Origin of the sequence: Phytohabitans kaempferiae, from assembly GCF_042433955.1 — a bacterium.
Taxonomy (GTDB): Bacteria; Actinomycetota; Actinomycetes; order Mycobacteriales; family Micromonosporaceae; genus Phytohabitans; species Phytohabitans kaempferiae.
This window is the reverse complement of the sequence record NZ_JBHLUH010000014.1, coordinates 1-19,476: the sequence shown is the minus strand read 5'-3', so window position 1 is coordinate 19,476 and position 19,476 is coordinate 1. Positions and strand designations below refer to the sequence as shown.

General features: G+C 68.2%; 21 protein-coding genes, 1 tRNA gene and 1 pseudogene. 11 read left to right on the top strand and 12 right to left on the bottom strand.

The genetic code is table 11. From position 1 onward, the window contains the following. Window positions 1-51: 51 nt before the first annotated feature. Window positions 52-645 carry a ribonuclease FAU-1 family protein gene (locus ACFFIA_RS13110; protein WP_377250358.1) on the bottom strand — a complete coding sequence of 198 codons (594 nt, stop codon included), beginning with the start codon at window positions 643-645 and terminating at the stop codon, window positions 52-54. Between the two features lie 178 nt (window positions 646-823). On the opposite strand from ACFFIA_RS13110, the gene ACFFIA_RS13105 reads away from it, so the two are divergent. Continuing rightward, window positions 824-1,291, top strand: a complete 468-nt coding sequence (locus ACFFIA_RS13105) for a hypothetical protein (protein WP_377250356.1) — start codon at window positions 824-826, stop codon at window positions 1,289-1,291. A 20-nt stretch (window positions 1,292-1,311) separates the two neighbouring features. On the opposite strand, the gene ACFFIA_RS13100 is transcribed toward ACFFIA_RS13105, so the two are convergent. Then, window positions 1,312-2,115 (bottom strand): S-methyl-5'-thioadenosine phosphorylase, encoded by an 804-nt coding sequence (locus ACFFIA_RS13100; protein ID WP_377250354.1) that lies wholly within the window; start codon window positions 2,113-2,115, stop codon window positions 1,312-1,314. Window positions 2,116-2,247: 132 nt separating this feature from the next. Between ACFFIA_RS13100 and ACFFIA_RS13095 the strand changes: the two genes are divergently transcribed. Continuing rightward, window positions 2,248-2,802: a YqgE/AlgH family protein gene (locus ACFFIA_RS13095; RefSeq protein WP_377250352.1), complete on the top strand. Its 555-nt coding sequence runs from the start codon at window positions 2,248-2,250 to the stop codon at window positions 2,800-2,802. Window positions 2,803-2,904: 102 nt separating this feature from the next. Next, window positions 2,905-2,977 (top strand) — tRNA-Ala (locus ACFFIA_RS13090). A 298-nt stretch (window positions 2,978-3,275) separates the two neighbouring features. On the opposite strand, the gene ACFFIA_RS13085 is transcribed toward ACFFIA_RS13090, so the two are convergent. The 4 genes from ACFFIA_RS13085 to ACFFIA_RS13070 all read right to left on the bottom strand — a co-directional run bounded on the left by ACFFIA_RS13085 (window position 3,276) and on the right by ACFFIA_RS13070 (window position 7,671). Further along, window positions 3,276-3,527 carry a hypothetical protein gene (locus ACFFIA_RS13085; protein WP_377250350.1) on the bottom strand — a complete coding sequence of 84 codons (252 nt, stop codon included), beginning with the start codon at window positions 3,525-3,527 and terminating at the stop codon, window positions 3,276-3,278. A 62-nt stretch (window positions 3,528-3,589) separates the two neighbouring features. Beyond that, window positions 3,590-5,104, bottom strand: coding sequence for an amidase family protein (locus tag ACFFIA_RS13080; RefSeq protein ID WP_377250347.1), 1,515 nt, complete (start codon window positions 5,102-5,104; stop codon window positions 3,590-3,592). Between the two features lie 339 nt (window positions 5,105-5,443). Further along, complete coding sequence (locus ACFFIA_RS13075) at window positions 5,444-6,850, bottom strand: FAD-dependent oxidoreductase (protein WP_377250345.1); 1,407 nt, start codon at window positions 6,848-6,850, stop codon at window positions 5,444-5,446. Continuing rightward, window positions 6,847-7,671: an IclR family transcriptional regulator gene (locus ACFFIA_RS13070; protein WP_377250343.1), complete on the bottom strand. Its 825-nt coding sequence runs from the start codon at window positions 7,669-7,671 to the stop codon at window positions 6,847-6,849. Before ACFFIA_RS13070 ends, ACFFIA_RS13075 begins: the two co-directional genes overlap by 4 nt. Before the next feature lie 174 nt (window positions 7,672-7,845). Here ACFFIA_RS13070 and ACFFIA_RS13065 point away from each other — a divergent pair, with 174 nt between their 5' ends. The 4 genes and pseudogenes from ACFFIA_RS13065 to ACFFIA_RS42505 form a co-directional block, all read left to right on the top strand. Beyond that, on the top strand, window positions 7,846-9,135 hold the full coding sequence (locus ACFFIA_RS13065; RefSeq protein WP_377250341.1) for an ABC transporter substrate-binding protein: 1,290 nt from the start codon (window positions 7,846-7,848) through the stop codon (window positions 9,133-9,135). 31 nt (window positions 9,136-9,166) lie between these two features. Next, window positions 9,167-10,057, top strand: a complete 891-nt coding sequence (locus ACFFIA_RS13060; protein ID WP_377250338.1) for a carbohydrate ABC transporter permease — start codon at window positions 9,167-9,169, stop codon at window positions 10,055-10,057. Between the two features lie 281 nt (window positions 10,058-10,338). Next, window positions 10,339-11,166, top strand: coding sequence for a carbohydrate ABC transporter permease (locus ACFFIA_RS13055; protein WP_377250336.1), 828 nt, complete (start codon window positions 10,339-10,341; stop codon window positions 11,164-11,166). A 108-nt stretch (window positions 11,167-11,274) separates the two neighbouring features. Then, window positions 11,275-11,355 (top strand): annotated as a pseudogene (locus ACFFIA_RS42505) (glycoside hydrolase family 78 protein); the annotation flags it as partial. A gap of 32 nt (window positions 11,356-11,387) precedes the next feature. On the opposite strand, the gene ACFFIA_RS13050 reads toward ACFFIA_RS42505, so the two are convergent. Both ACFFIA_RS13050 and ACFFIA_RS13045 read right to left on the bottom strand, forming a co-directional pair. Beyond that, the gene (locus ACFFIA_RS13050) at window positions 11,388-11,744 is read right to left on the bottom strand and encodes a transposase (protein WP_377250334.1); all 357 of its coding nucleotides are present in this window, start codon (window positions 11,742-11,744) and stop codon (window positions 11,388-11,390) included. Window positions 11,745-11,970: 226 nt separating this feature from the next. Then, a complete protein-coding gene (locus ACFFIA_RS13045) occupies window positions 11,971-12,810 on the bottom strand; it encodes a sugar phosphate nucleotidyltransferase (RefSeq protein ID WP_377250332.1) in 840 nt (279 codons plus the stop codon). Between the two features lie 53 nt (window positions 12,811-12,863). Here ACFFIA_RS13045 and ACFFIA_RS13040 point away from each other — a divergent pair, with 53 nt between their 5' ends. Then, window positions 12,864-13,292 (top strand): NUDIX domain-containing protein, encoded by a 429-nt coding sequence (locus ACFFIA_RS13040; RefSeq protein ID WP_377250364.1) that lies wholly within the window; start codon window positions 12,864-12,866, stop codon window positions 13,290-13,292. On the opposite strand, the gene ACFFIA_RS13035 is transcribed toward ACFFIA_RS13040, so the two are convergent. Continuing rightward, window positions 13,257-14,996: a hypothetical protein gene (locus ACFFIA_RS13035; protein WP_377250330.1), complete on the bottom strand. Its 1,740-nt coding sequence runs from the start codon at window positions 14,994-14,996 to the stop codon at window positions 13,257-13,259. The two genes, ACFFIA_RS13040 and ACFFIA_RS13035, sit on opposite strands and share 36 nt — an antisense overlap. A gap of 181 nt (window positions 14,997-15,177) precedes the next feature. Here ACFFIA_RS13035 and ACFFIA_RS13030 point away from each other — a divergent pair, with 181 nt between their 5' ends. Then, on the top strand, window positions 15,178-16,557 hold the full coding sequence (locus ACFFIA_RS13030; protein WP_377250327.1) for an NsdA family TPR-like regulatory protein: 1,380 nt from the start codon (window positions 15,178-15,180) through the stop codon (window positions 16,555-16,557). A gap of 9 nt (window positions 16,558-16,566) precedes the next feature. Continuing rightward, window positions 16,567-17,055, top strand: coding sequence for an NUDIX domain-containing protein (locus ACFFIA_RS13025; protein WP_377250324.1), 489 nt, complete (start codon window positions 16,567-16,569; stop codon window positions 17,053-17,055). A gap of 238 nt (window positions 17,056-17,293) precedes the next feature. Here ACFFIA_RS13025 and ACFFIA_RS13020 read toward each other — a convergent pair whose 3' ends face one another. The 3 genes from ACFFIA_RS13020 to ACFFIA_RS13010 all read right to left on the bottom strand — a co-directional run bounded on the left by ACFFIA_RS13020 (window position 17,294) and on the right by ACFFIA_RS13010 (window position 19,240). Then, window positions 17,294-17,878, bottom strand: coding sequence for a GNAT family N-acetyltransferase (locus ACFFIA_RS13020; protein WP_377250321.1), 585 nt, complete (start codon window positions 17,876-17,878; stop codon window positions 17,294-17,296). A 551-nt stretch (window positions 17,879-18,429) separates the two neighbouring features. Then, complete coding sequence (locus tag ACFFIA_RS13015; RefSeq protein WP_377250318.1) at window positions 18,430-18,852, bottom strand: hypothetical protein; 423 nt, start codon at window positions 18,850-18,852, stop codon at window positions 18,430-18,432. A gap of 112 nt (window positions 18,853-18,964) precedes the next feature. Further along, window positions 18,965-19,240, bottom strand: a complete 276-nt coding sequence (locus ACFFIA_RS13010) for a DUF6545 domain-containing protein (protein ID WP_377250316.1) — start codon at window positions 19,238-19,240, stop codon at window positions 18,965-18,967. 61 nt (window positions 19,241-19,301) lie between these two features. On the opposite strand from ACFFIA_RS13010, the gene ACFFIA_RS13005 reads away from it, so the two are divergent. Beyond that, the coding region (locus tag ACFFIA_RS13005; protein ID WP_377250361.1) for a transposase at window positions 19,302-19,476 on the top strand (175 nt) is incomplete at its 3' end.

The following is a 19,476-nucleotide window of genomic DNA, read 5'->3' as shown; positions in this document are numbered from 1 at the left end:
CCACCCCGATTTTCACGCACGGCACGGGCGTCACGACAGAGTCATTGGGGACTAGGCGGGGACGTTCAGCCGGGCGCGCGAGGCCGCCGGGTCCGGGACGGGCCAGGTCGGGTCGGGCGTCCAGCCGTCCCAGGGGCTCCACCAGCGCTCGTCGCGGTCCAGTGCCGCCGCCACCTTCTCAGTCTCCGCCCACACCACATCGGCCTCGGCCTGGCTCAGGCGGCCCGCCTGGACCAGCGCGGCCACGTCGGCGCGGTCTTTCCACTGCCACTTGGTGTCGCCGCCGGGAATCCAGATGTCGACGCCGTGGTCGACCGTGTCGATGCCCTCGTCCCACCGGCGCATGGGGGCCTCGAAGTTGACGTACCAGCCGGTGAAGGTGCTGCCCTCGTAGAAGGCCCAGATCGAGTACGCGTCACCCGTCCGGTGTACCTGGAGGAGGCTGGTGCCGGCCCAGCGCTCCTGGCCACTCCACGGGTGCGGGCCGAAGGGGTGCTCCGGGAAGAGCAGCGGTGTGCCGTCCGCCAGATACGTGACCAGGATGTCGCCGCTGTCCCACACGACGCGGACCGGGGTCACCAGCCACGTCCGCCCGTGCAGCACCTCTCGCCGGTCGATCACGGTGCCCGGTGCGAATAGCTCCATACGACCGCACCCTAGTGCCGGTCGGACGATATGTGGCGCCCCGCAGTGTCCGGATTGTCGCTCGGGTACGTGCCTGATGCCAGCGAGTTTCGTGAGGTGCATGAGCTGCGCCAAGGGTCTGGACACAGAGTGAACTCGGCGCGACCATCGGCTAATAGTTCGTGGCGGGAGGTGCGTCATGGTGGCAGGAGCGTCCAACCCGACAGCGGCAGAGAGCGCGGCCTCACTCGCCGTCGCCCGGCGCCACCGCGTCGCGCTGCTGCAGAGCATCCAGTCTTTCGAGCGGGCGCTCGCCGCGCCGGCGGGCGATCCGGGGTGGCGGCCGAGGGTCAGCACGCGGCTGCACAGCCTGCGCGGGGCCTTCGCGGAGCACATCGTGGTGACCGAGGGGCCCGAGGGGCTCTACGCCGAGCTGCTCGACCACTCGCCCCGTCTCGCCCGCTGTGTCCATGTGCTGGTGCGCGAGCACGCGGCCGTGGCCGGGGCGATGGCCGCCCTGCAGCGCCGGGTCGACCAGCCCGATCCGACGGTCGAAGAGCTGCGGGCCTGGTCGAGCGACCTGCTGCGGGAGCTGTCCCGGCACCGCCAGCGCGGCGCCGACCTGGTCTACGAGGCGTACGAGACCGACATCGGCGGCGAGACCTGACTGTCCAGGTGCGACGGTCGTCAGGGCAGCGCGAACGGTAGCTTGATGCCGTCGAGCGCCCCACCACATGGGCACGCCCGCTCGGTGGGGAGCGCGGCGACGGCGTCGAGGAGCAGGGCGCGGAGGCGGGCGGTGTTTTCCCCGAAGACCCGGAAGACCTCCTCCTGGGTGACTCCGTGGCCGCCCTCCACGCCCGCGTCCAGGTCAGTGACGAGGGCGATGGCGGTGTAGCAGAGGGCGAGTTCGCGAGCGAGTACCGCCTCCGGGTGACCGGTCATGTTGACCACCGTGCCGCCGATCGCCGTGAACCACCGCGACTCGGCGCGAGTGGAGAAGCGCGGCCCCTCGACCACCACCATCGTGCCGGTGGGCTCGGCCGCGATGCCGTGCCGCTCCGCCGCCTCGCCCACAGTGGTCCGTCCCACCGGGCAGTACGGATCGGCGAACGACACGTGCACCGCACCCTGGTCGTAGTAGGTCTGCGCGCGCCCGCTCGTCCGGTCGATCAGCTGGTCGGGGATCACGAACGTGCCCGGCCCCAACTCCGGCCGCAGCCCGCCGACCGCGCAGGGGGCGAGGATCTGGCGCACGCCAAGGGAACGCAGTGCCCACAGGTTTGCCCGGTACGGGATGCGGTGCGGCGGGTGGCGATGGTCACGTCCGTGCCGGGGGAGGAACGCGACGGTCCGGTCACCCACTTCGGCGATCGTGACCGGGTCGGACGGTGGTCCGTACGGCGTGTCGACGGTGTGCGCGGTCGCGCCGTCGAGCAGCGCGTACAGGCCGGAACCGCCGATCACGGCAAACTCAGCGTGTGGGCTCACGATTGAGACCTTAACCAGGGCCTGTGGCGCAAGCTATCGTGCGTGCATGGCGCACGAGTCCTGTATCCCCGGCCCGCACGAGTAGTGGGGGCCGCCGTGCACGGAGAGGGGCAGCGGATCGGGGGGCGGTCGATGGAGTCGATGACCGGGCAGCTACTGGTCGCGACTCCAGCCCTGAAGGATCCCAACTTCGACCGCACAGTCGTGCTGCTCGTCGCGCACGAGCCGGGCGGCGCCCTGGGCGTGGTGCTCAACCGCGCCACCGAGGTGCCCGTCTCGGAGGTGCTCGGCAACTGGGGAGCGATGGCCCGCGACCCGGCCGTCCTCTTCGAGGGCGGTCCGGTGCAGCCCGAGTCCGCCATCTGCCTCGCCCGCACCCACCCCGGCGTCCGCCGTGCGCGAGGCTTCCACCGGGTATCCGGCTCGATCGGCACCGTCGACCTCTCCGTCGACCCCGAGTCGCTCCAGGAGAGCCTGGCCGGCATCCGCGTTTTCGCCGGCTACTCGGGGTGGTCGGCCGGGCAGTTGGAGGAGGAGATCTCCTCGGGCTCGTGGTTCGTCTTCGACGCCCTGCCCGGCGACGCCTTCGTCGAACGCCCCGACGACCTGTGGCCGATGGTGCTGCGCCGGCAGGGCGGCATCCTGGCCGCGGTGGCCCACTTCCCGCCGGATGTGGCCCTCAACTGACCCCCGGATCCCCCGGGCCGCCGCGTGTCCGGGGGCTGCGAGATGACCGGCGGGGTGGGGGTGTGTACTATTGCGCGGGTGCCCGGGAGACCGGGGATGTTTGGGGCCGTGGCGCAGCTGGTAGCGCACCACACTGGCAGTGTGGGGGTCAGGGGTTCGAGTCCCCTCGGCTCCACCCAGACTGACCAGGCAAGATTCAAGATCTTGCCTGGTTTTCGCTAACGGTTCCGCTAACGGTGATCGCGCAGTGTCGGTCGAGTCCTCGCCCCGTTAGCGGAGGAAATCGACCCGTGGCTATCTACCCCTATCCGTCGGCGCCGACGGATGCCGCGAGTGGTGTTGCTGCCATGTCAGACCTCCCAAGCGTTTGGGTGGCGGCCGGGCACGGCCAGGTGGCCGTGCCCGGGTGCGCGGGTGCCCGAGGTGGCCGGGCAACGGCCGAAAGGGGTGGGGTGACAGACCGGTCTGTTGGATCAGTGTCGACTGCGGCGTATCTGGTCAACGGCGAGCTGTTGGGCGGCGGTGCTGTCGGCCGCGACCACGCTGGTGGCCCACAGCCCTGACGCGAACGCGGCGCGGTCGCCGTCGTGGACGGTGTGTTCGCCGGCGATGACACCAACCGGGATCGGCTCGCCGCCGGACCATAGGAAGATCAGGTGGCGGGCTCGAGGTTCGGGGCATCGGTGGGACGTGCGTGCGCTCGCCGTCACGTACGGCTTCAGCATCCGGAACCCGGTCGTCTCTCATGGGAGGAGGCGGTATGGCGCTCCGTAGTGAACGTGTCTGGTCACCGGCCCTGAGCTCCTGTGCGACCTTCGGCTGGGCAGTGCGCGTTCTCGAAGGCAAAGGCGGCCCGGTACACCCCCCGCTCATCGAAGCGACGGCCGATGATCTGGAACCCCGTCGTGCGGGCGTCCCCTGCTGCGCCGGCGGGTAGCGTGAGTGCCGGGTGCCCGGTCAGGTTGAGTGGGCAGATGTTCGACGCCACGGATCCTTGGGCTTGGGAGCCGCCATCGCTCTGCGGTGCGGTGAGGGGCACTGGTCCGGTGGGCGATGTGGGCGCGACCAGCAGGTCGAACCCGCGAAGCGCGGAATCGACCTGCGCGGTGAGTTCACGTCGAAGGTTCTGCGCCCTGGCAAAAGGAAGCCCGCCCCGCAGTGCCTTGACAGCCTCGAAGACGATCGGGGTGAACGCTCCGCCGAAGACCTCCGGAACCGCGCGCACCCCGTCGCGATACTCAGCGGAGAGCCGTGCGAACCGTGCGACATCGATGCGCCCGAGGTGGCCGAAGCCCTGCCCGAACGAGTCGGCCATCGCGGCCACACCCGCCGTCACCACTGCGGTCCAGATCGCGGGCGCATGCGACCACAACGGGATCGAGACTCGCTCGACAGTCGCGCCGAGTGAGGCGAGCAACTCCAGCGCACGCTCGAATGCCTGCAGCGTCGCGCGGGTGCACCCGACGCGGGTCGCGTCGTCGATGACCCCGATGCGCAGGCTCTCGACGCCGAGTCCGGCCATGTCGGCATATCGGCTTGCCGTCGGCATCGCGCGCACCCACTGCGGATCCCTCCAGTCATTGCCCGCGATCGCCTCAAGAAGGAGTGCGTTGTCCTCGACCGTCCTGGTCATCGGGCCGATGGTGTCGATCGTGTGGTCGCAGTACGCCAGCCCGTAGGACGGGACCAGACCATGGGTGGGTTTCATCCCGACGATCCCGCACCACGCGGCAGGCAGGCGAATGCTCCCGCCCTGGTCGACGCCGATCGCGGCGTCGACCAGAGCGCCTGCGACGGACGCGGCTGAGCCCGATGACGACCCGCCCGTCGCCACGCCTACATTGAGCGGGTTGAGGGTGGGACCGAAGTCGGACGGCTCGAGATTTGTCTTGGCGGTGATGACCGCACCAGCGGCGAGGAGTCGTTCGACCACCACGGCATCCTCGGTCGGCGTCCAAGCCAGCGACCTCCTGCCCTCGGTCATCGGGACGCCTGCGACCGCGATGTTGTCCTTCACACCGATCCGCATCCCACGCAGCGGACCGGGTGCCACGCCGGGGACGTGACACCATCGGATGATCGCGTTGTACGGGTCCTCGACCGGGGTGGGATGGCGGCCGGCATCGCGCTCTGCGTGGATACGCCCGTCGTCCCCGGGAAGGTCGGGCAGCCCGTCGAAGGTCCGGAGGGCCGCGTCGATCTGCCGGATGACCTCGTCGAGATCCCCTGACTCGACCGCGACTCCGCGCCGTCGAGCGAACTCGAGGAGCTGATCGCGGGTGTAACGCGCGTGGTCGGTCATGGTCCTCCCTCACGCCGGATGCTGCGAGATCGGCTCTATGTGGAAGAGTCGGCGGCCCAGGGTGGCCCCTCCCGCCCATGACCATGCGGTCGAGGCCGTTTTCCACGACTCCTTTGCTCGGGCGGGTTAGGCCGTAGGCGACCTGGGCAAACGTGGGTGAGCATGCCACTGGGCCAAAACTCTTGCTTCTTTGTTCAAATGGTCGTAGTCGATGGGCCGGGGATCACCGTCGCTGCACGCCAGCCGTCATGGTACGGGTCGGGACGTGAGCACGCCGCTCCGGGAACCCTGCTCGTTTTGTGAGTTCATCGAGGAATTCTCGATAATCGACACGTAGCGCTAGCCGACGGGTTGAGGGGTTATGGCGTGTCGCGGGTGTTGGGTTCCGGCGAGCTTATCGATTGCTGTTTTGACCTTGCTCCACGGCAGTTCGTGGGGGAGTGCGCCGGTGGCTGCGGCGAGGGCTGCGGCTGTGCCTGCGGCTTGGCCCATGACGACTGCGTAGCCGGTGGGTCGGTAGCTGGCGTGGGCGAGGAAGTCGCCGCTGATGCAGCGACCGGCCATGAGCAGGCCGTCGATGTCGCGGGCGATGAGGGCGCGTAGGGGGATGTCGTATGGCTGGATGGGGGCGACCTCTTGTGCGGCTGTTGCTGAGTCTTGCAGTGGCGCTGTGGTTGGGCTGAGGAAGCCGCCTTCGGCTCGTGTGAGAGCGTGGACGTCGGCGCCGGAGGTGATGCGGCAGACGGCGTCGTGGTGTTGGGTGCCGTTGCGTAGGTCATCGACGGTGATGTGGTAGCGGCCGTGTATGCGGCGTCCTTCGCGGACGCCTATCTGCGCGCTCGTGGCGACGAGACGGATCTGGCTCCAGACTCCGCCGAGCGTGCGTAGCCCGCTGATGAGGCGGTGTATTTCGGCCCGGGCGTTGATGGTGGCGTGTGTGATCGCGTTGGCGTCGAGTGCGGAGACGCCGTACTCGTGGTTGGCCATCAGCGCGAACAGGTCGTCGTAGATGCTCCAGAGGGATGGTCCCTGGTAGGACGGTTCAAGGCCGGACCGTCGAAGTTCATACAGGAGGGCGTCACGCCCATTGCGGAAGCGCGTCCTGGCGTTATGAGCCGCCCCGGTTCTTGGCCAGGCGCCGCCGGCGACGAAGGGGTGCACCTGGTCCAGCTGTATGCCGGTGACGAGTGCCATGAGGGTCATAGGTTGGGTCTGTCCGGTGTCCGGGTGGCCGTAGTCGAAGCGGCAGCCGGCCTGCGCCGCGACGTCGCCATCTCCTGTGGTATCGATGAACACGGCTCCTTGCCAGGCCTGGCGCCCGGACTTGGACTCGGTGATGACGGTGGTAATGCGGTTGGTCGCGTCGCGGTCAACGCCGACGACGCGGGTGTGCAGCTGCACACTGATGCCGGCGTCGCGGACCATCTCTTCCAGGACGAGTTTCATGACCTCGACGTCATAGCCGAAGTTGACTTGTGCGCCGTCGGCGCGGGCTCCTCGACGGTCGAGGGCTTCGATGATCTCGCCCATGATGCCGGTGCGCGTGGCCTCGATGATCCAGCTGAGCGCGCCGGCAGTCCATACGCCGCCGAGGCAGCCATGGACTTCGAGGAGGCGGGTCTTCGCGCCGGTTCGGGCGGCAGCGATGGCGGCGGCGATGCCGGCGGGTCCTGCGCCGCAGACGACGACGTCGGCGACGTCGGCGATGGGGGTGCTCCGGCTGGGTTCGGTGAGGTGCGCTGTCACGGTTGTCCCTCTGGGGTTGGGTCGTTCGATCGGTTGGTGTGCCCGGGCCACGTCCGTGCTTGGGCGGATCTCTGCTCGATCTGGCGGGCCGCGGAGGCGATCTGCTGCTCAAGCCGTTTACATGTGTCTGGTGTGAGGTTGGCCGAGGGCAGGTGGACGGCGACGCAAGCGACGATGCTTCCATCGGGATCGATGATCGGTGCGGCAACGCCAGAGCTGCCCATGACTGACGTGTCGCGGCTCCATGCCAGGTGGCGCCGTCGTGCCTCGTCGACGGCTGTCCAGAGCTCTTCCTCGTTGGTGATGGTGTGCGGGGTGAGCGCGGGCAGGCCCGTGCTACGGATCAGAGCTCGCGCCTCGGGTCGGGGCATGTGGGCGAGGAAGAGAAGGCCGCGGGCTGATGCATGAAAGTGCGGCTCGCCGCCGAGGTTGCCACGGCTGATCAGGTCGCCGGTGCCTTCCCGAGAAGCAATGTTCCACATCTTGCCGTCGCGCAGGACCGTCAGGACGACAGTCTCGCCGCTGTCGCGGTTCAGGGTGTCCAGCTCCGACTCTGCGCTGGCGAGCAGAGCGTTCTCCCCATTCATGCCTTGGGCGAAGACGAGGATCCGGGGCCCGAGCCGGTAGCGACCGCGCGCCCCGTCCTGTGTAGCGAGACCCACGTCGATCAGAGCCCGCAGCGCACGGTGTGCGCCAGACGGACTCATCTGCGCGCGGGCCGCGATGTCGCCGAGTTCGGCACCGCCCGAATTGCGGGCGAGCGAGTCGAGGATCTGTGCCGCTCGTGCGATCGTGCGGCCCTTGTCGCTCTCTTCCGGCACTGCTACGTCTTCCCTCCCGTGCTCGTCTACAGACGGGCGTAGACGTCGATTTGTCTATGTGCGAATTTCATTTGTCTTGCTTGCAAGTTACCTGAGTATGACCCACGATGTTGGGACCCGTCCACGCCGTGCGACGTCTCGAACGGCACGGACCAGCAGTGAAGGAGTGGTCAAGTGGCCGGATTGCCAAGACGTGGCCGGGTGCTGGTCGCGTCGATCGTGAGCGTTATGGGACTGATGTCGGTAGGTTGCTCGGCCAGCGACGGGCAGGCGACTGGCGGTGAGGTTGTCATCACCTGCATGTCCTGTGAGGACAGCCCGACAGACCCCATCGCCCAGTACCAGCACCAGTTGGCGCTGCGGTTCAACAAGCAGTTCGCCGGGCGTTACCGCATCGAGATTGAGCCCAGCCCTGGCCAGGGCAATGAGCAGTTCGAGGCCTATCGGCGGCTCGCGCTGGCCGGTGAGTTGCCGGACCTGTTCGTCGCGACCGGCGCGATTCTCACCGAAATCTCCGTATCGGTCGACCTGATGGACTTTGCACCACGGTTCGACGCCGATCCGGCATTCGCTGGCACGTTCCTCGACGGGCTCCTGGCTAGTCACCGGACTGGGGCAACGATGTTGTCCGTCCCGCTTCAACGGTCGTTGGCCGGCGTCTTCTACAACACGTCGATGCTGCAGGCGGCCGGCGTAGCCCAGCCGCCCACGACGTGGCCCCAGCTACAGACGATGGCGGCGGCGGTCAAGGCCCATGGCGGCACTCCGTTCGCCGTCGACGGTGAATGGGTGACGCTGCTGTGGCTGACCCATTTGATCGGTACCCAGGACGGCGGAGCTGAGTACCTTCAGTCAAACGCGCCGGAGGAGGGCGGCTTCGCGACGTCGCCGCTGTGGGTACAGGCGGTGGAGTACCTGCGAGACCTGCACGAGAAGGGGTACGTCAACGAGGACGCGTACAGCGGGGATTTCGCCCGGGCGAACGCGCCCTATCTGGCCGGCGACGCGGCAGCCATCGTGAACGGGCCGTGGCAAGCGGGCCTGGTCACCGACGAGCAGCTGTGGCAGAACACCGTAAGCGTTCTGGCGCCCGGCGACGGAGTTATCGAGATCATCGGCAGTGGCGGCTGGGCCAGTGCCGCAACCAAAACGGCAGAGCAGGAGGCGGTCTGGGCGTTCATCAAGTTCGCCTACAGCTGGCCTGAGCAGGTGACCCGGGCCCTGACGGCGAGCCAGTACCCGGTCATCGAGGGTGAGTTCACCGCTGACGAGCAGGCACAGCTCGACCCCGTGACCTTGGCATTGGTGCAGGACGCCCTTACCGCCGAGCACGTGTACCCGGCTGTCCAGTTCGTCCTTCCCGGCACGTTCGGCGACGCTTGGCGCAACTTCTGGCCGGCGTACGCCCAAGGCGACCTGGACACCGAGACGTTCCTGAACCGGCTGTCCGACGCGATCTCCTAGACCAAGAGGCATGGACCGGAGGCATGGACCGGTGAGAAGGCTCAGATCCGAGCGGGCACCAGCGGGTAGCCGGCTGGCAATCGCGACGTCGCTGGCCCCAGGGCTGGTGCTGTTTGTCGTGTTCTACCTCGTGGCCATCGGCACGCTCGCCGCCACCGCGTTCACCGACTGGAGCCTGCGCGGAGCGACATTCGTGGGCGTGGACAACTTCGCTGTCCTCGTCGGCGACGACCGGTTCTGGATGGCGGTACGCAACACCGGGTTCTTCATTGTCGCGTCGCTGGTCATCGAGATACCGATGGCCACGATGGTGGCGCTTGTCCTCGCTCGCGCGGTGCACGGCTGGCGGATCATGCGCGTGCTTCTCTTCTTGCCGAACATGATGTCGCCCGCCGCGCTCGGCCTAGTGTTCCTGTTCGTCTTCAACGCGAGATTTGGACTCATCAACGGCGCGCTGCGCGCCATCGGGCTGGATGGCCTGGCCCGGGACTGGCTGTACGACGTGGATACGGCCATCTTCGCCGTCGCCGCGACCCGGGTCTTCACCTTCGGCCTGTACGTCATCCTCATCCTGAACGAGATCCACTCACTGCCGCCCGAGATCCAGGAGGCGGCACAGCTCGACGGGGCTGACGGTTGGAAACGAGAGTGGTGGATAACGCTGCCGCTGGTACGGCCCGTGGTCGCGACCTGCACGCTGCTGTCGGTGCTGGGCTCGCTTGCCGTGTTCGAGGGTGTGTACGTCATGACCCGAGGCGGTCCAGCCGATCAGACCATCACTCTCGGCGTCTACAGCTATCTGGCCTACAGCCGCGGCGACTGGGGTCTAGCCAATGCGGTCGGCCTCGTCATGCTCGTGACCGGTGCAGTGCTCATCCTGCTCATCCGGCGACTCGGACGAATGGAGCATTCGGACCGTTGAAACTCGACGATGAACATAACCAGAACCGGCGGCACGGCTCGAGCGCAGCCACTCCCCAAGCCACTAGAGGAGGGCGAGACGCCGGTTCCGGCCCCGTGGCGGGTCAACACCTCGGGCGACGTGGGGCAGCAGGCTCGTCGCGGCCAACGCTGACACCAAGCCAGCTCATTGGCGGCGGCAGACAAGGACGCGCCTCGCCAGGTGCCGTCGAAAAGCGGTCGAGTTTGGCCACATCGACTCGAGTCGTCACGCGGACCGCTACCTGGTGCGTGCGCTGGTGCGTGCTGGCGTTCGCCCTGACCGCCGCCCTCGGCCCGGCGCTCTGGGCGGTAATTTCATCGTTCAAGACGAACGACCAGCTTCTCGCCGGCGCGTTCACGCCGCCCGCCCCACCCTCGATGACCGGCTACGTCGACGCCTTCCGCCAAGTCGACCTGCCGGTCAACATCCTCAACACCTTCCTCTACGCCGCTCCAGCCGCCGTGCTCTGCCCGTTGGTCGCCCTGATGCTCGCCTATCCGTGCACCCGTCTGCGATTCCCGTTCCGCCGCCTCATCACGGTCACCATCGCCAGCGGCATCGCCGTACCGGCCGTCTGCCTCATCACACCCGAGTTCTTCCTCATGCTCCGACTTCAACTCCTGGACACCAAGCATGGGATGGTGATCTTCTATGCGGCGATAATGCTTCCGCTCGCCTTCGTCATCCTCCGCGCCTTCCTGGTCAGCGTGCCAGACGAAGTCGAGGAGGCAGCAGCCCTCGACGGCGCCTCCTACTACCAGATCCTGTTCAGGATCGTCGCGCCGATCGTCGCGCCGGCCATGGCCACCGTATCGGTGCTGGTGTTCATCAGCGTCTGGAACGACTTTCTCTGGAACTTCCTGCTCGCGCCAGGCTTCGACAACCGCAACACCCAGGTCGTATTAGCCTCCTTCCGCGGCCAGTTCAACTCCAACATCCCTGCCATGCTGGCCGGTGTCACCGTCGTGCTCATCGTGCCGGTCGTACTGTTCCTACTCACGCAACGGCGCGCAATCGCAGCGTTGGCGGGAAGCACGGCGGGCGGCGAGGCAACGCGACGGCCCGGTCCTCCGGTACCAGGCCGCTGACGTCAATCTACCCATCCAGGACATGACAATGCCGATATTCGCAACCACACCGAGTCAGGGCGGCTGTACAGCGTCGCCCGCGTTGGCGGCCGAGCGGGAGGGACTCTAGTGGCAGCGCCTCACCGCTTGCGGGTCGAGCATCTCGACGAGCCGTTCGGCATCACCGTGTCCCGGCCGCGGCTGTCGTGGCAGCTACCACCCAGCACCGTGCACCAGCGGGCCTATCGGCTGCGGGCCGGGCGCTGGGACTCAGGCTGCATGCTGTCGATACTCGCCCGCGACCAGTCGATCTGCCCGGCAAGACCGAGCACGTCGAGCATCGCCTGGTGCACAGCGGTCATCACCCCAAGGGCGACCCATTCGGCGAACCGGCGGTGCGCGGTACGCCAGTGCACCGGGAACGACCGGGGAAGCTTGCGCCACGAGCAGCCGGACTCCAGCACGTACACGATCGCCGCGAGCATCGCCCGGTCATCGGTCCGCCGCCCGGCCGCCGCCTTGGTGCCTTTCCGGGTGCGGCGGCAGCAACGGCTGCGCGAGATGCCAGAACGCCTCCGGGCAGTACCTCTCCACGTCATCCACACCCAGTCAACGAATGACCTTGAACTTCAACAACCCCAAACGACACACGGTCTAAGAGCGGTGCCGGCTGTGCCACGGCCGTAGTCCCGTCGGGATCCCGACCGCCGGTGTTGGCGACCGTTCTCACTCGGCTCACCGCCCTCGCGACGGTCGATCACCTGAACGTCCCTGTTGCCGCAGCCAGACACCAGGTCGAGGAATCCCGGTCAAGCGCCGGGCCGCTCACCCCGCCAGCGGAGCGAGTGATGAAGTCGGGTCTGGCTGTGGGTTACCCAGGTCTGTCACTGCGGAGTCGGTGACGACCAGGCGTACCGGCTCGGTGGCGGCGTACTGACGGATTGCCAGCGATAGCTTCGGCTCGCCGCCTGGTGTCATCGGGGTGGCGCGGAGTTGGTCGATGAACCGGCGGGTGAGCCGGGTCCGGCCTTCCAGCAGCCACAGGTTTGACTCGCCGTGCTCGGTCTCCAGTTCTCGTGCGCGGTCTGGGGACGGTTTTTCCACCAGATCGGCCAGCACCGGTTCCCTGCCGCTGCGTCGGGCGACGATGACGCCGCGGCGGGCGGCCTCGGTGGGGTGGTAGGGCCGCACCAGCACGCCAGTGCTTTCGGCCGGGATGGTGGCCAGCGTCAGGCTGGGGTTGTCGTGCGGGTAGAGGTTGTCGGCGAATGCGACGAGCACGTCTGTGGCGGCTCGCAGATGGTCGGCGCCGTTGAGGACCGAGGTGACGTCGGCGTAGCGGCCCCGTTGTGGGATGAATCGTAGGTCGAGTTGCTCATGCAGTGGCGGGTCGGTATTTGGCAGCCGGGCGGCGCGCTGGTAGGCGGCCTGCCCGCCGCGGCTGAGAGTCGTCTTGGCCCAGGCGATGAACGGCTCGTAGAACGGGTGATAGACCACGACGACGCGGGCGGGGGCGAGCGCGGTCAGCTCGTCGAGCAGGTGCAGGATGCCCGGCCGCCCGGCTACCGGGTGAAACTCCTTGGGGATGTGCCGCGCCCACGGCGCGACCCTCGTGCCGAGTCCGCCGGCGCACACGATGACCTGGGTGATCGGCTGGCTGTTCATGGCCGCGCCGCCGTGTGGTGATCGTCCGGGATTGTTACGGTCTGTGGGTGGCCATGAATGTGCGTGTCACCGCGATCGTGATCGAGGATGACCAGATCCTGCTGCTGGACCAGGACACCGAAGGTGACCGGTCGTGGTCGCTGCCCGGTGGGAAGGTCGAGCCCGGCGAGACGGTGGAGGAAGCCCTCGCACGGGAGGTGCGTGAGGAGACCGGCCTGGAGATCCGGGTCGGGGATCTGCTGTACGTGTGTGACGTGACCAAGGCGCATGTCGTTCACCTCACCTTCGAGTGCCGCCGGACCGGTGGCACGCTCGGGGCGGTCACGCCGGGTGCGGACACCCGGCCGATCCGCGCGGTGGAGTTCGTGAAGCTGGCTGACCTGCCGTTGCTGGGGTTCAGCGAGCGTTTCGTGGAGCTGGCGCGCAAGGGCTGGCCGGACGCAGGTTCATACATGGGCCCGAAGAGCAACATCGGCTTGTAGCGCCCGTACGATCTCCATATCGTGGTCGGCCAGTGGCCGGCCGCGGTCGGCGAGGCCGTCGATCCACGTGTGCAGGACCGTGGCCACCTGCGCGATGGTCGGGCCGGTGAACGGGGCGGTCACGTCGCGCACGAGCCGGATACCGATGCCACGGGAGGCGCCCAGTAGGTGCCGTGATCGCAGCCGGTTGACCTCCTCGACGGTGGCCGGGGTGTTCCAGGCGGCCCCGTGGATCCACCGCTGGGTCGGCTGCCCGAACTGCGGCGGCGGGCCGTCGCCGCACCACACCTGAAGGTTGCCGACCGGGTGATGGATGCCGTGCGGGGCGGTCACATGCGCGACCGGGGCGACGTCGCCCAGCGCGTAGTCGTGGTTGGACGGTTCGGTGTCGGCCGCTAGGACGCACAGTTCACCGTGGGCGGGCAGCCTGGCCGAGTTGACCGCGGCGAACGCCGCCGCGCCGAGCCAGGTCACCCAGTACACCGGGTGCTGCTCGAATCCGGGGCTGACCGTCCAGGTCTCGTGCTGGGGTGTCCAGTGGATCCGGCCGCCACGCTCGTGCGGCATCGGCACCAGCAGCAGGTGGGTGCCGCGCTGGGTGTTCGGGACCCCGGCGGCGTGCAGGGCGTTGAGCAGCCCGGCGAACTCGGCGTTGCTGGCCAGCTGGTTCCGCCACGCCAGCCCGCGCAGGTACACGTACGCCGCGTCCGGTGCGGGCGGGCTCGCGACGCGGCTGCCGGTGCGGGACGGCTTGGGCTTCTCGGCGAGTTGGTAGTGCTCAGCGCCGGTCAGCCACGTCGCCGCACAGTCCAGCACGCGCGGCGAAACCGCAGCCGCGGCCGCGGCGAGGGTCTCAGCCGTGCACCTGGTGACCTGGGCGGCCTCGGCCGGGGTGAGCTGCGCCGCCAGGTTGGACTTGTGGTTGGTGGTTGCGAACAGGTCATCCCCGGCCGGTGCCGCGTCCTCCGGCGTTCTCGGAAGGCGATTCTGCGGAATCAGCCCGGCCAGTGGCGTCCAGGCGGCCGCGCGGTCGAGTACGGCGGTCTCGTACCGGATGTGGGCGTGGTCGCGGCCGTCGAGCGCGTCGGCCAGCAGCACCGTGTTGAGCACGATCAGCCGGGTCAGCGCGGTCAGCTGGTCCGGCTCATCGTCCGGGACCAGCGCTGCGAAGCGCTCATGTGGACCGGCGCTGGTCATGGTGGCCATCTGCCGATACCGGTCGGCGTACCCCCAACGTCGGTACAGGTCCGAGCGCATGAAGGAGCTGGCGACGCCGAGCGGGCTGCGGGTGAGCACCACCGCCGGGGCATCGGCGAATAGGCGTAGCAGCGACCGGGCGGTGAAGAACAGGTTGGTCTCCTTGACCAGGTGCCGCGCCGGGGCGTACTTGGACACGACGAACTCGACCAGGCCGTGCCAGCCCAGAGCGCCCAGCAGCGCCCGTGGCACCTGGTCGACATTGACGCCATACGGGTTGATCGGCGACAGCGGGTGCAGCGCGCCGAGCTGCTGCCGAAGCGGCTCGTTGTGCTGCGGCATCACCGGCCGCAGCGAATCCGACAGCCAGTTGGAGCCGACGCGCTCGCTCGTGCCCAGGGCAAGCAGTGGCGGCAGCACCGTCACGCCGACGGCGCGGGCCTGCGCCTGCAGGTCGGTGATCCGCTGGTCAATCTCGTCGAGGACGTGGGTGAATGCTGTGTCCATACCGGACCTCCCTCCGCATCCAGGCTCGCCGCGTACCCGCAGGTGGAGGAAGGTCCCGGCGGCGGCTGCGGTTGCGGCCGATTGTGCGGCCTTGCGCGGGGTTGCGCGGCCTACGCCCAGCGTCGATGTCGCTCTATGCTTAGGGTGCGTCACTGACGGTGAGAGATGGTGATCGGAGTCGATGGCGAAGGCAGTCTCGAATCATCACCTGCATGCCCTGCTGGAGCAGGCGGGGTATACGCAGGCGCGGGCGGCGTTCGCCCGGCAGGTCAACCTGCGCGGCCGTGCCCGCGGACTGAACCTTCAGTACGACGCGGCCTCGGTGTACTGGTGGCTGCGCGGACGTCGGCCCGACGACCCGGTATCCCAAGTGATCGCCGAAGTGCTTGCTCGGCGCGTCGGCCGGGCGGTCAGCGTCGACGAGCTCGGCTTCACCTCTGGCGGCCAGCTCGCCGGGCTGGGCCTGGCGTTCGCGTCCGACCTCGACGACGCCCGTGCCACCGTGGCGGACCTGTGGCGCCAGCAAGTGGCCCGGCATGACGCGCTCAGCTCGATCCCGTTCATCCCGGCCGCGACCGCCGAGGCTGGCTGGCGCTGGCATTTCGACCCGCGCGACCCGGACGCGTCACATCGCGGGGGCCGGCGGGTCACCCTGTCCGACGTCGACGCGCTGCGCGCCTGCCAGCAGCAGTTCCTCGACCTCGACCGGCGCCACGGCGGCGGCCAGTTCCGCGCGTTCCTGGCCGAATGGCTGCACCGTGAGGTCGAGCCGATGTTGCACGGCACCTACACCGACCGTGTCGGCCGGCAGCTGTTCGCTGCGGTCGCGGAGCTGACCGGGCAGGTCGCTTTCATGAGCTACGACATTGGTGACCATGGATGGGCGCAACGGCACTTCATTCAATCGCTGCGGCTGGCCAAGGCCGCCGACCACGCCGGGTTCGGCGCGCACATCCTGGCCAACATGTCCACCCAGGCCGTCTACCTTCGGCAGCCCGGTGAAGCCGTTCGGCTCGCGCGGGCCGCCGTCGACGGCGGCCGTGGCCGCGCCCACATCTCCGTCATGGCACGGCTGCACACCGCCGAAGCGTGCGCCCACGCGATCGCCGGCGATGCCCGCAGCTGCGGCACCGCGCTCAAGCTGGCCGAAGACTCCACCGCGAAGATCAGCGGATCCGACCAGCCCGCCTGGGCGGGATACTTCACCCCGGCACACCTGGCCGGCACGGCGATCCGCTGCCTGCGCGACCTCGGCCGCACCAAGCAGGCCCTCGGATACGCCGAGCAGGCCCTGGACCTGGGCGAGGGCAGCGTACGCACTCGAGCCTTGCACACCGCGCTGATCGCCAGCGTCTACGCCACCGGCTTCTCCGCAGAGCCCGAGCACGCCAGCCAGCTCGGCCACGACGCCCTCGACCTCGCCGGACGGGTCCGGTCCCGCCGAGTCACCGACCGCATCACCGACCTGGCCCAGCGGCTTTCCGTCTATCGCGGCAACCCGGCCGTCGACGGCTTCCTGCACCGCGCCCGCGACTATGTTTCGCCAGGCAGGCGTGGGTAGAGTCATCCAATGACGTGGGTTGAGCCGGACAAGTGGTACGCGCAGCTCGCGGCTTTCCACGCGGCCGCCGCTCTGTTCGTGACCGACGAGAGCGGTCGGGTGCTGCTGGTCAAACCGAATTACCGCGACCACTGGGCCATCCCGGGCGGCTACGTCGACCAGCACGAAGACCCGCACACCTGCGCCGCGCGCGAACTGCGCGAAGAACTCGGCCTCACCCTGCCCGTCGGTGACCTGCTGGTCGTCGACTGGGCCTCCCCGGCCGGGCCCCGCCCGCGGGCCCTAGTCAACTTCGTCTTCGACGGCGGCCGGCTCACGGACCAGCAGGGCATCCACGTCGACCACGACGAGCTGGAGACCTTCGTCTTCCACGACCCCGAGCAGTGCCGGCACCTGCTCCCGCCGCGCGTCGCCCCCCGCATCGAGGCGGCGCTCGCCGCCCGGGCCAAAGGCACCACCATCTACCTGCTCGACGGGGCGTCACCCGGGCACGGCTGAAATACGAACTCGCGACCCCAAGCTGAGCGGCTCGCACGACGTGATACCGGCGACCACACCACAGCAGGAAACCGACTGACACCACCGTGCTCGAAGCGAGCGGCCTCGGTCAGCCCCTGTGGTTCTGTCGGTGAGTTCGGGGCCCAGTCGTCGGGGAGTATCGGACCCGTCCCTGAGTGGCCGATTGCTGTGTTCGTGAGTTCCGGACCCACCCAGACGTCGGCTCGTTAGAAATGAGTCATTCATCGCCTCGGATGCGGGCGTGTAGGTGCATATCGTGGCGACCGTCGGAGTGAATTGCTTCGCTCCGCTTGGTGCCTTCGAGTCGGAATCCGGCTTTGACGGCGGCGCGGCAGGAGGCGTCGTTGCGGGTGGAGTGACTGAGGTGCAGACGGTGGAAGCCGGCTTTGTCGAGCGCCCAGGTGCTGACAGCTGTTAGTGCGCGAGGAGCGACGCCTGCGCCGCGGGCGGCGGGGAGCACCCAGTAGCCACACCCTGCGACGCCGTCGTCGAGGTTCAAGCTTCCTATGGCTATGCGCCCGAGCACCTCATTGCCGCAGGTTACCGCCCAACTCGCACCTTTTTCGTGCTCCCAGCCCTGACGGTAGTCCTCGAACCAATCCCTTACCTGGGCCTCAGATGCGGGTTGGCGGGTGTGCCAGTGCCGGATCGCCGGGTCTTGGTACGCGGCGAAGAAGACTGCCGCGTCGGAAGGCACCCAGGGGCGTAGGACAAGGCCGCCGGTTGCGGTAAGGACGGGTTGCGGGTCGGCGGCGAGCGCTCCGGCGGGGATGGCGGGCGGAGTGGAAAGAGGCGATCTCACTGCCTCATCCTGCCCTCGGCAACGACGACATGAGTCGAGATGCCTAACCGAGGTGTAGTGGGTGGTCGAGCCCGCGTCCGGGCCTCCCACACGGCGTGCATGCGCGCCTCGTGGCGACGCACACTGCCGCTGCCCGACACCATCGCCGCTCTCAACTGCCCGGACACTGACCCGCCCTTCTGAACCCCAGCCCAGCAACGCTTCGCCACCGCAGAAAAGTGCCCCAAGATCAGCGACATCGATCAAGGGAAACCCCAACAACCCGGGGCCCAAGAGTCGCGCACATATGGGCCCCGTTTACACGAACGAAGCCACCCCTGCCAGCCGACCGGCGGGACCTCGTTCGTTTCGGCCGGTGCGTCGGTGTGGGAGTTGTCCGTCGGTGGCGGGCAGACGAAGGCCGACAGGGACTACGAGAAGCGCACGACCGGTCGCAACGCCCGGCATCCTGCTTACATCACATGCGTTCAGGCGATCCTGGTGTCGTGGACCAAGGCGGCGACCTGGGCGAAGCAACGTACCGGTGAGGGATTGTGGAAGGAGGTTCGGGCTCAGAACATCTTCGACGTGCGGTGCCCGGCCGTGTACCCGTTCATGGCGGCGGTGAGCTGGGTGAGCATCTGCTGTCCGAGGTCGGCGTCTAGGTCCTCGGCGGCGTCGAGTACGCCGAGGAGGATGTCGACGAGGTTGTGGGCCACCTCGGCGATGGAGTCTTGGTCGAGGTTTGAGCTTCCGCGGACCGCGTCAAGTGCGCGGCCAAGGTGGATGCCAATGCCGGACAGTTTCGCGGCGGCGATGATGGCGGTGGCCTGGTCGCCAGCGGTGGCGCGCAGTGCGTCGATGTGCTCGTAGTAGAGCCCGGAGTCGCGCCACGACTGGTGCATGCTCTGCTGGGCAGGTTTGAGAGCAGCGGCAAGGGCCTTGATCCGGTCGTCAAGAACGGCACTCGGCGTCAGGCCGAGGGTTGGCTCCATCTCGTGGTCCTTCCTTCGCTGGCTCAGGTCACGGGCTGGCTTTCGTGCGCTGCCTGCAGGAGCGCCTGAACACGCCGATCCCGCACTGCGGCGGCAACCTTGAGCAGCCACCTCATGTCGGTGTCATAGTCGGCGTCGTAACGGACTCCTCGGTAGAGCGTATTGGGTGGTACCCCTGTGCCTTCGATTGAACGGCGCCGAGGAGGACCGCGGCCTCGACCATCGCCTCCAGGTCGTCGCCCTCGCGCCCGGCGGCAACACCTGAACGTCGTGCGGCATCGGCGGTCTGTTGGGACAGGAAGCCGCGTAGGGCAAGGCGTGCGTCGTGGATCTCCACAAGTGCTCGGGTGAGCTGCGTGCGCTGGTCCAGGAATCGTTGATTGAGCACGACTTCCGGTGTCCCGCACCGGGTTTGATGGAGACATCGAAACCTGGGAGGAACACCAGCGATGCCCGCACCGAAGAAGTACTCCGACGAGCTACGTGAGCGCGCGACCCGGTTGGCGGTCGAGGCCCGCCGGGACCCGGTGTCTGCGGTCGGCGCGATCCGGCGGATCGCCGACCAGCTCGGCGTGCACCCCGAGGCGTTGCGGGTCTGGGTGAAGCAGGCCGAGACCGACGCCG

Bases quoted from the DNA above. Each gene is read 5' to 3' on its own strand.
- ACFFIA_RS13110 (WP_377250358.1), bottom strand. From the start codon at position 645: ATGGAGCTATTCGCACCGGGCACCGTGATCGACCGGCGAGAGGTGCTG.
- ACFFIA_RS13050 (WP_377250334.1), bottom strand. From the start codon at position 11,744: ATGACGTGGAGAGGTACTGCCCGGAGGCGTTCTGGCATCTCGCGCAGC.
- ACFFIA_RS13030 (WP_377250327.1), top strand. From the start codon at position 15,178: ATGGCGAAGGCAGTCTCGAATCATCACCTGCATGCCCTGCTGGAGCAG.
- ACFFIA_RS13095 (WP_377250352.1), top strand. From the start codon at position 2,248: ATGGAGTCGATGACCGGGCAGCTACTGGTCGCGACTCCAGCCCTGAAG.
- ACFFIA_RS13035 (WP_377250330.1), bottom strand. From the start codon at position 14,996: ATGGACACAGCATTCACCCACGTCCTCGACGAGATTGACCAGCGGATC.
- ACFFIA_RS13085 (WP_377250350.1), bottom strand. From the start codon at position 3,527: ATGCTGAAGCCGTACGTGACGGCGAGCGCACGCACGTCCCACCGATGC.
- ACFFIA_RS13080 (WP_377250347.1), bottom strand. From the start codon at position 5,104: ATGACCGACCACGCGCGTTACACCCGCGATCAGCTCCTCGAGTTCGCT.
- ACFFIA_RS13045 (WP_377250332.1), bottom strand. From the start codon at position 12,810: ATGAACAGCCAGCCGATCACCCAGGTCATCGTGTGCGCCGGCGGACTC.
- ACFFIA_RS13040 (WP_377250364.1), top strand. From the start codon at position 12,864: ATGAATGTGCGTGTCACCGCGATCGTGATCGAGGATGACCAGATCCTG.
- ACFFIA_RS13025 (WP_377250324.1), top strand. From the start codon at position 16,567: ATGACGTGGGTTGAGCCGGACAAGTGGTACGCGCAGCTCGCGGCTTTC.
- ACFFIA_RS13015 (WP_377250318.1), bottom strand. From the start codon at position 18,852: ATGGAGCCAACCCTCGGCCTGACGCCGAGTGCCGTTCTTGACGACCGG.
- ACFFIA_RS13105 (WP_377250356.1), top strand. From the start codon at position 824: ATGGTGGCAGGAGCGTCCAACCCGACAGCGGCAGAGAGCGCGGCCTCA.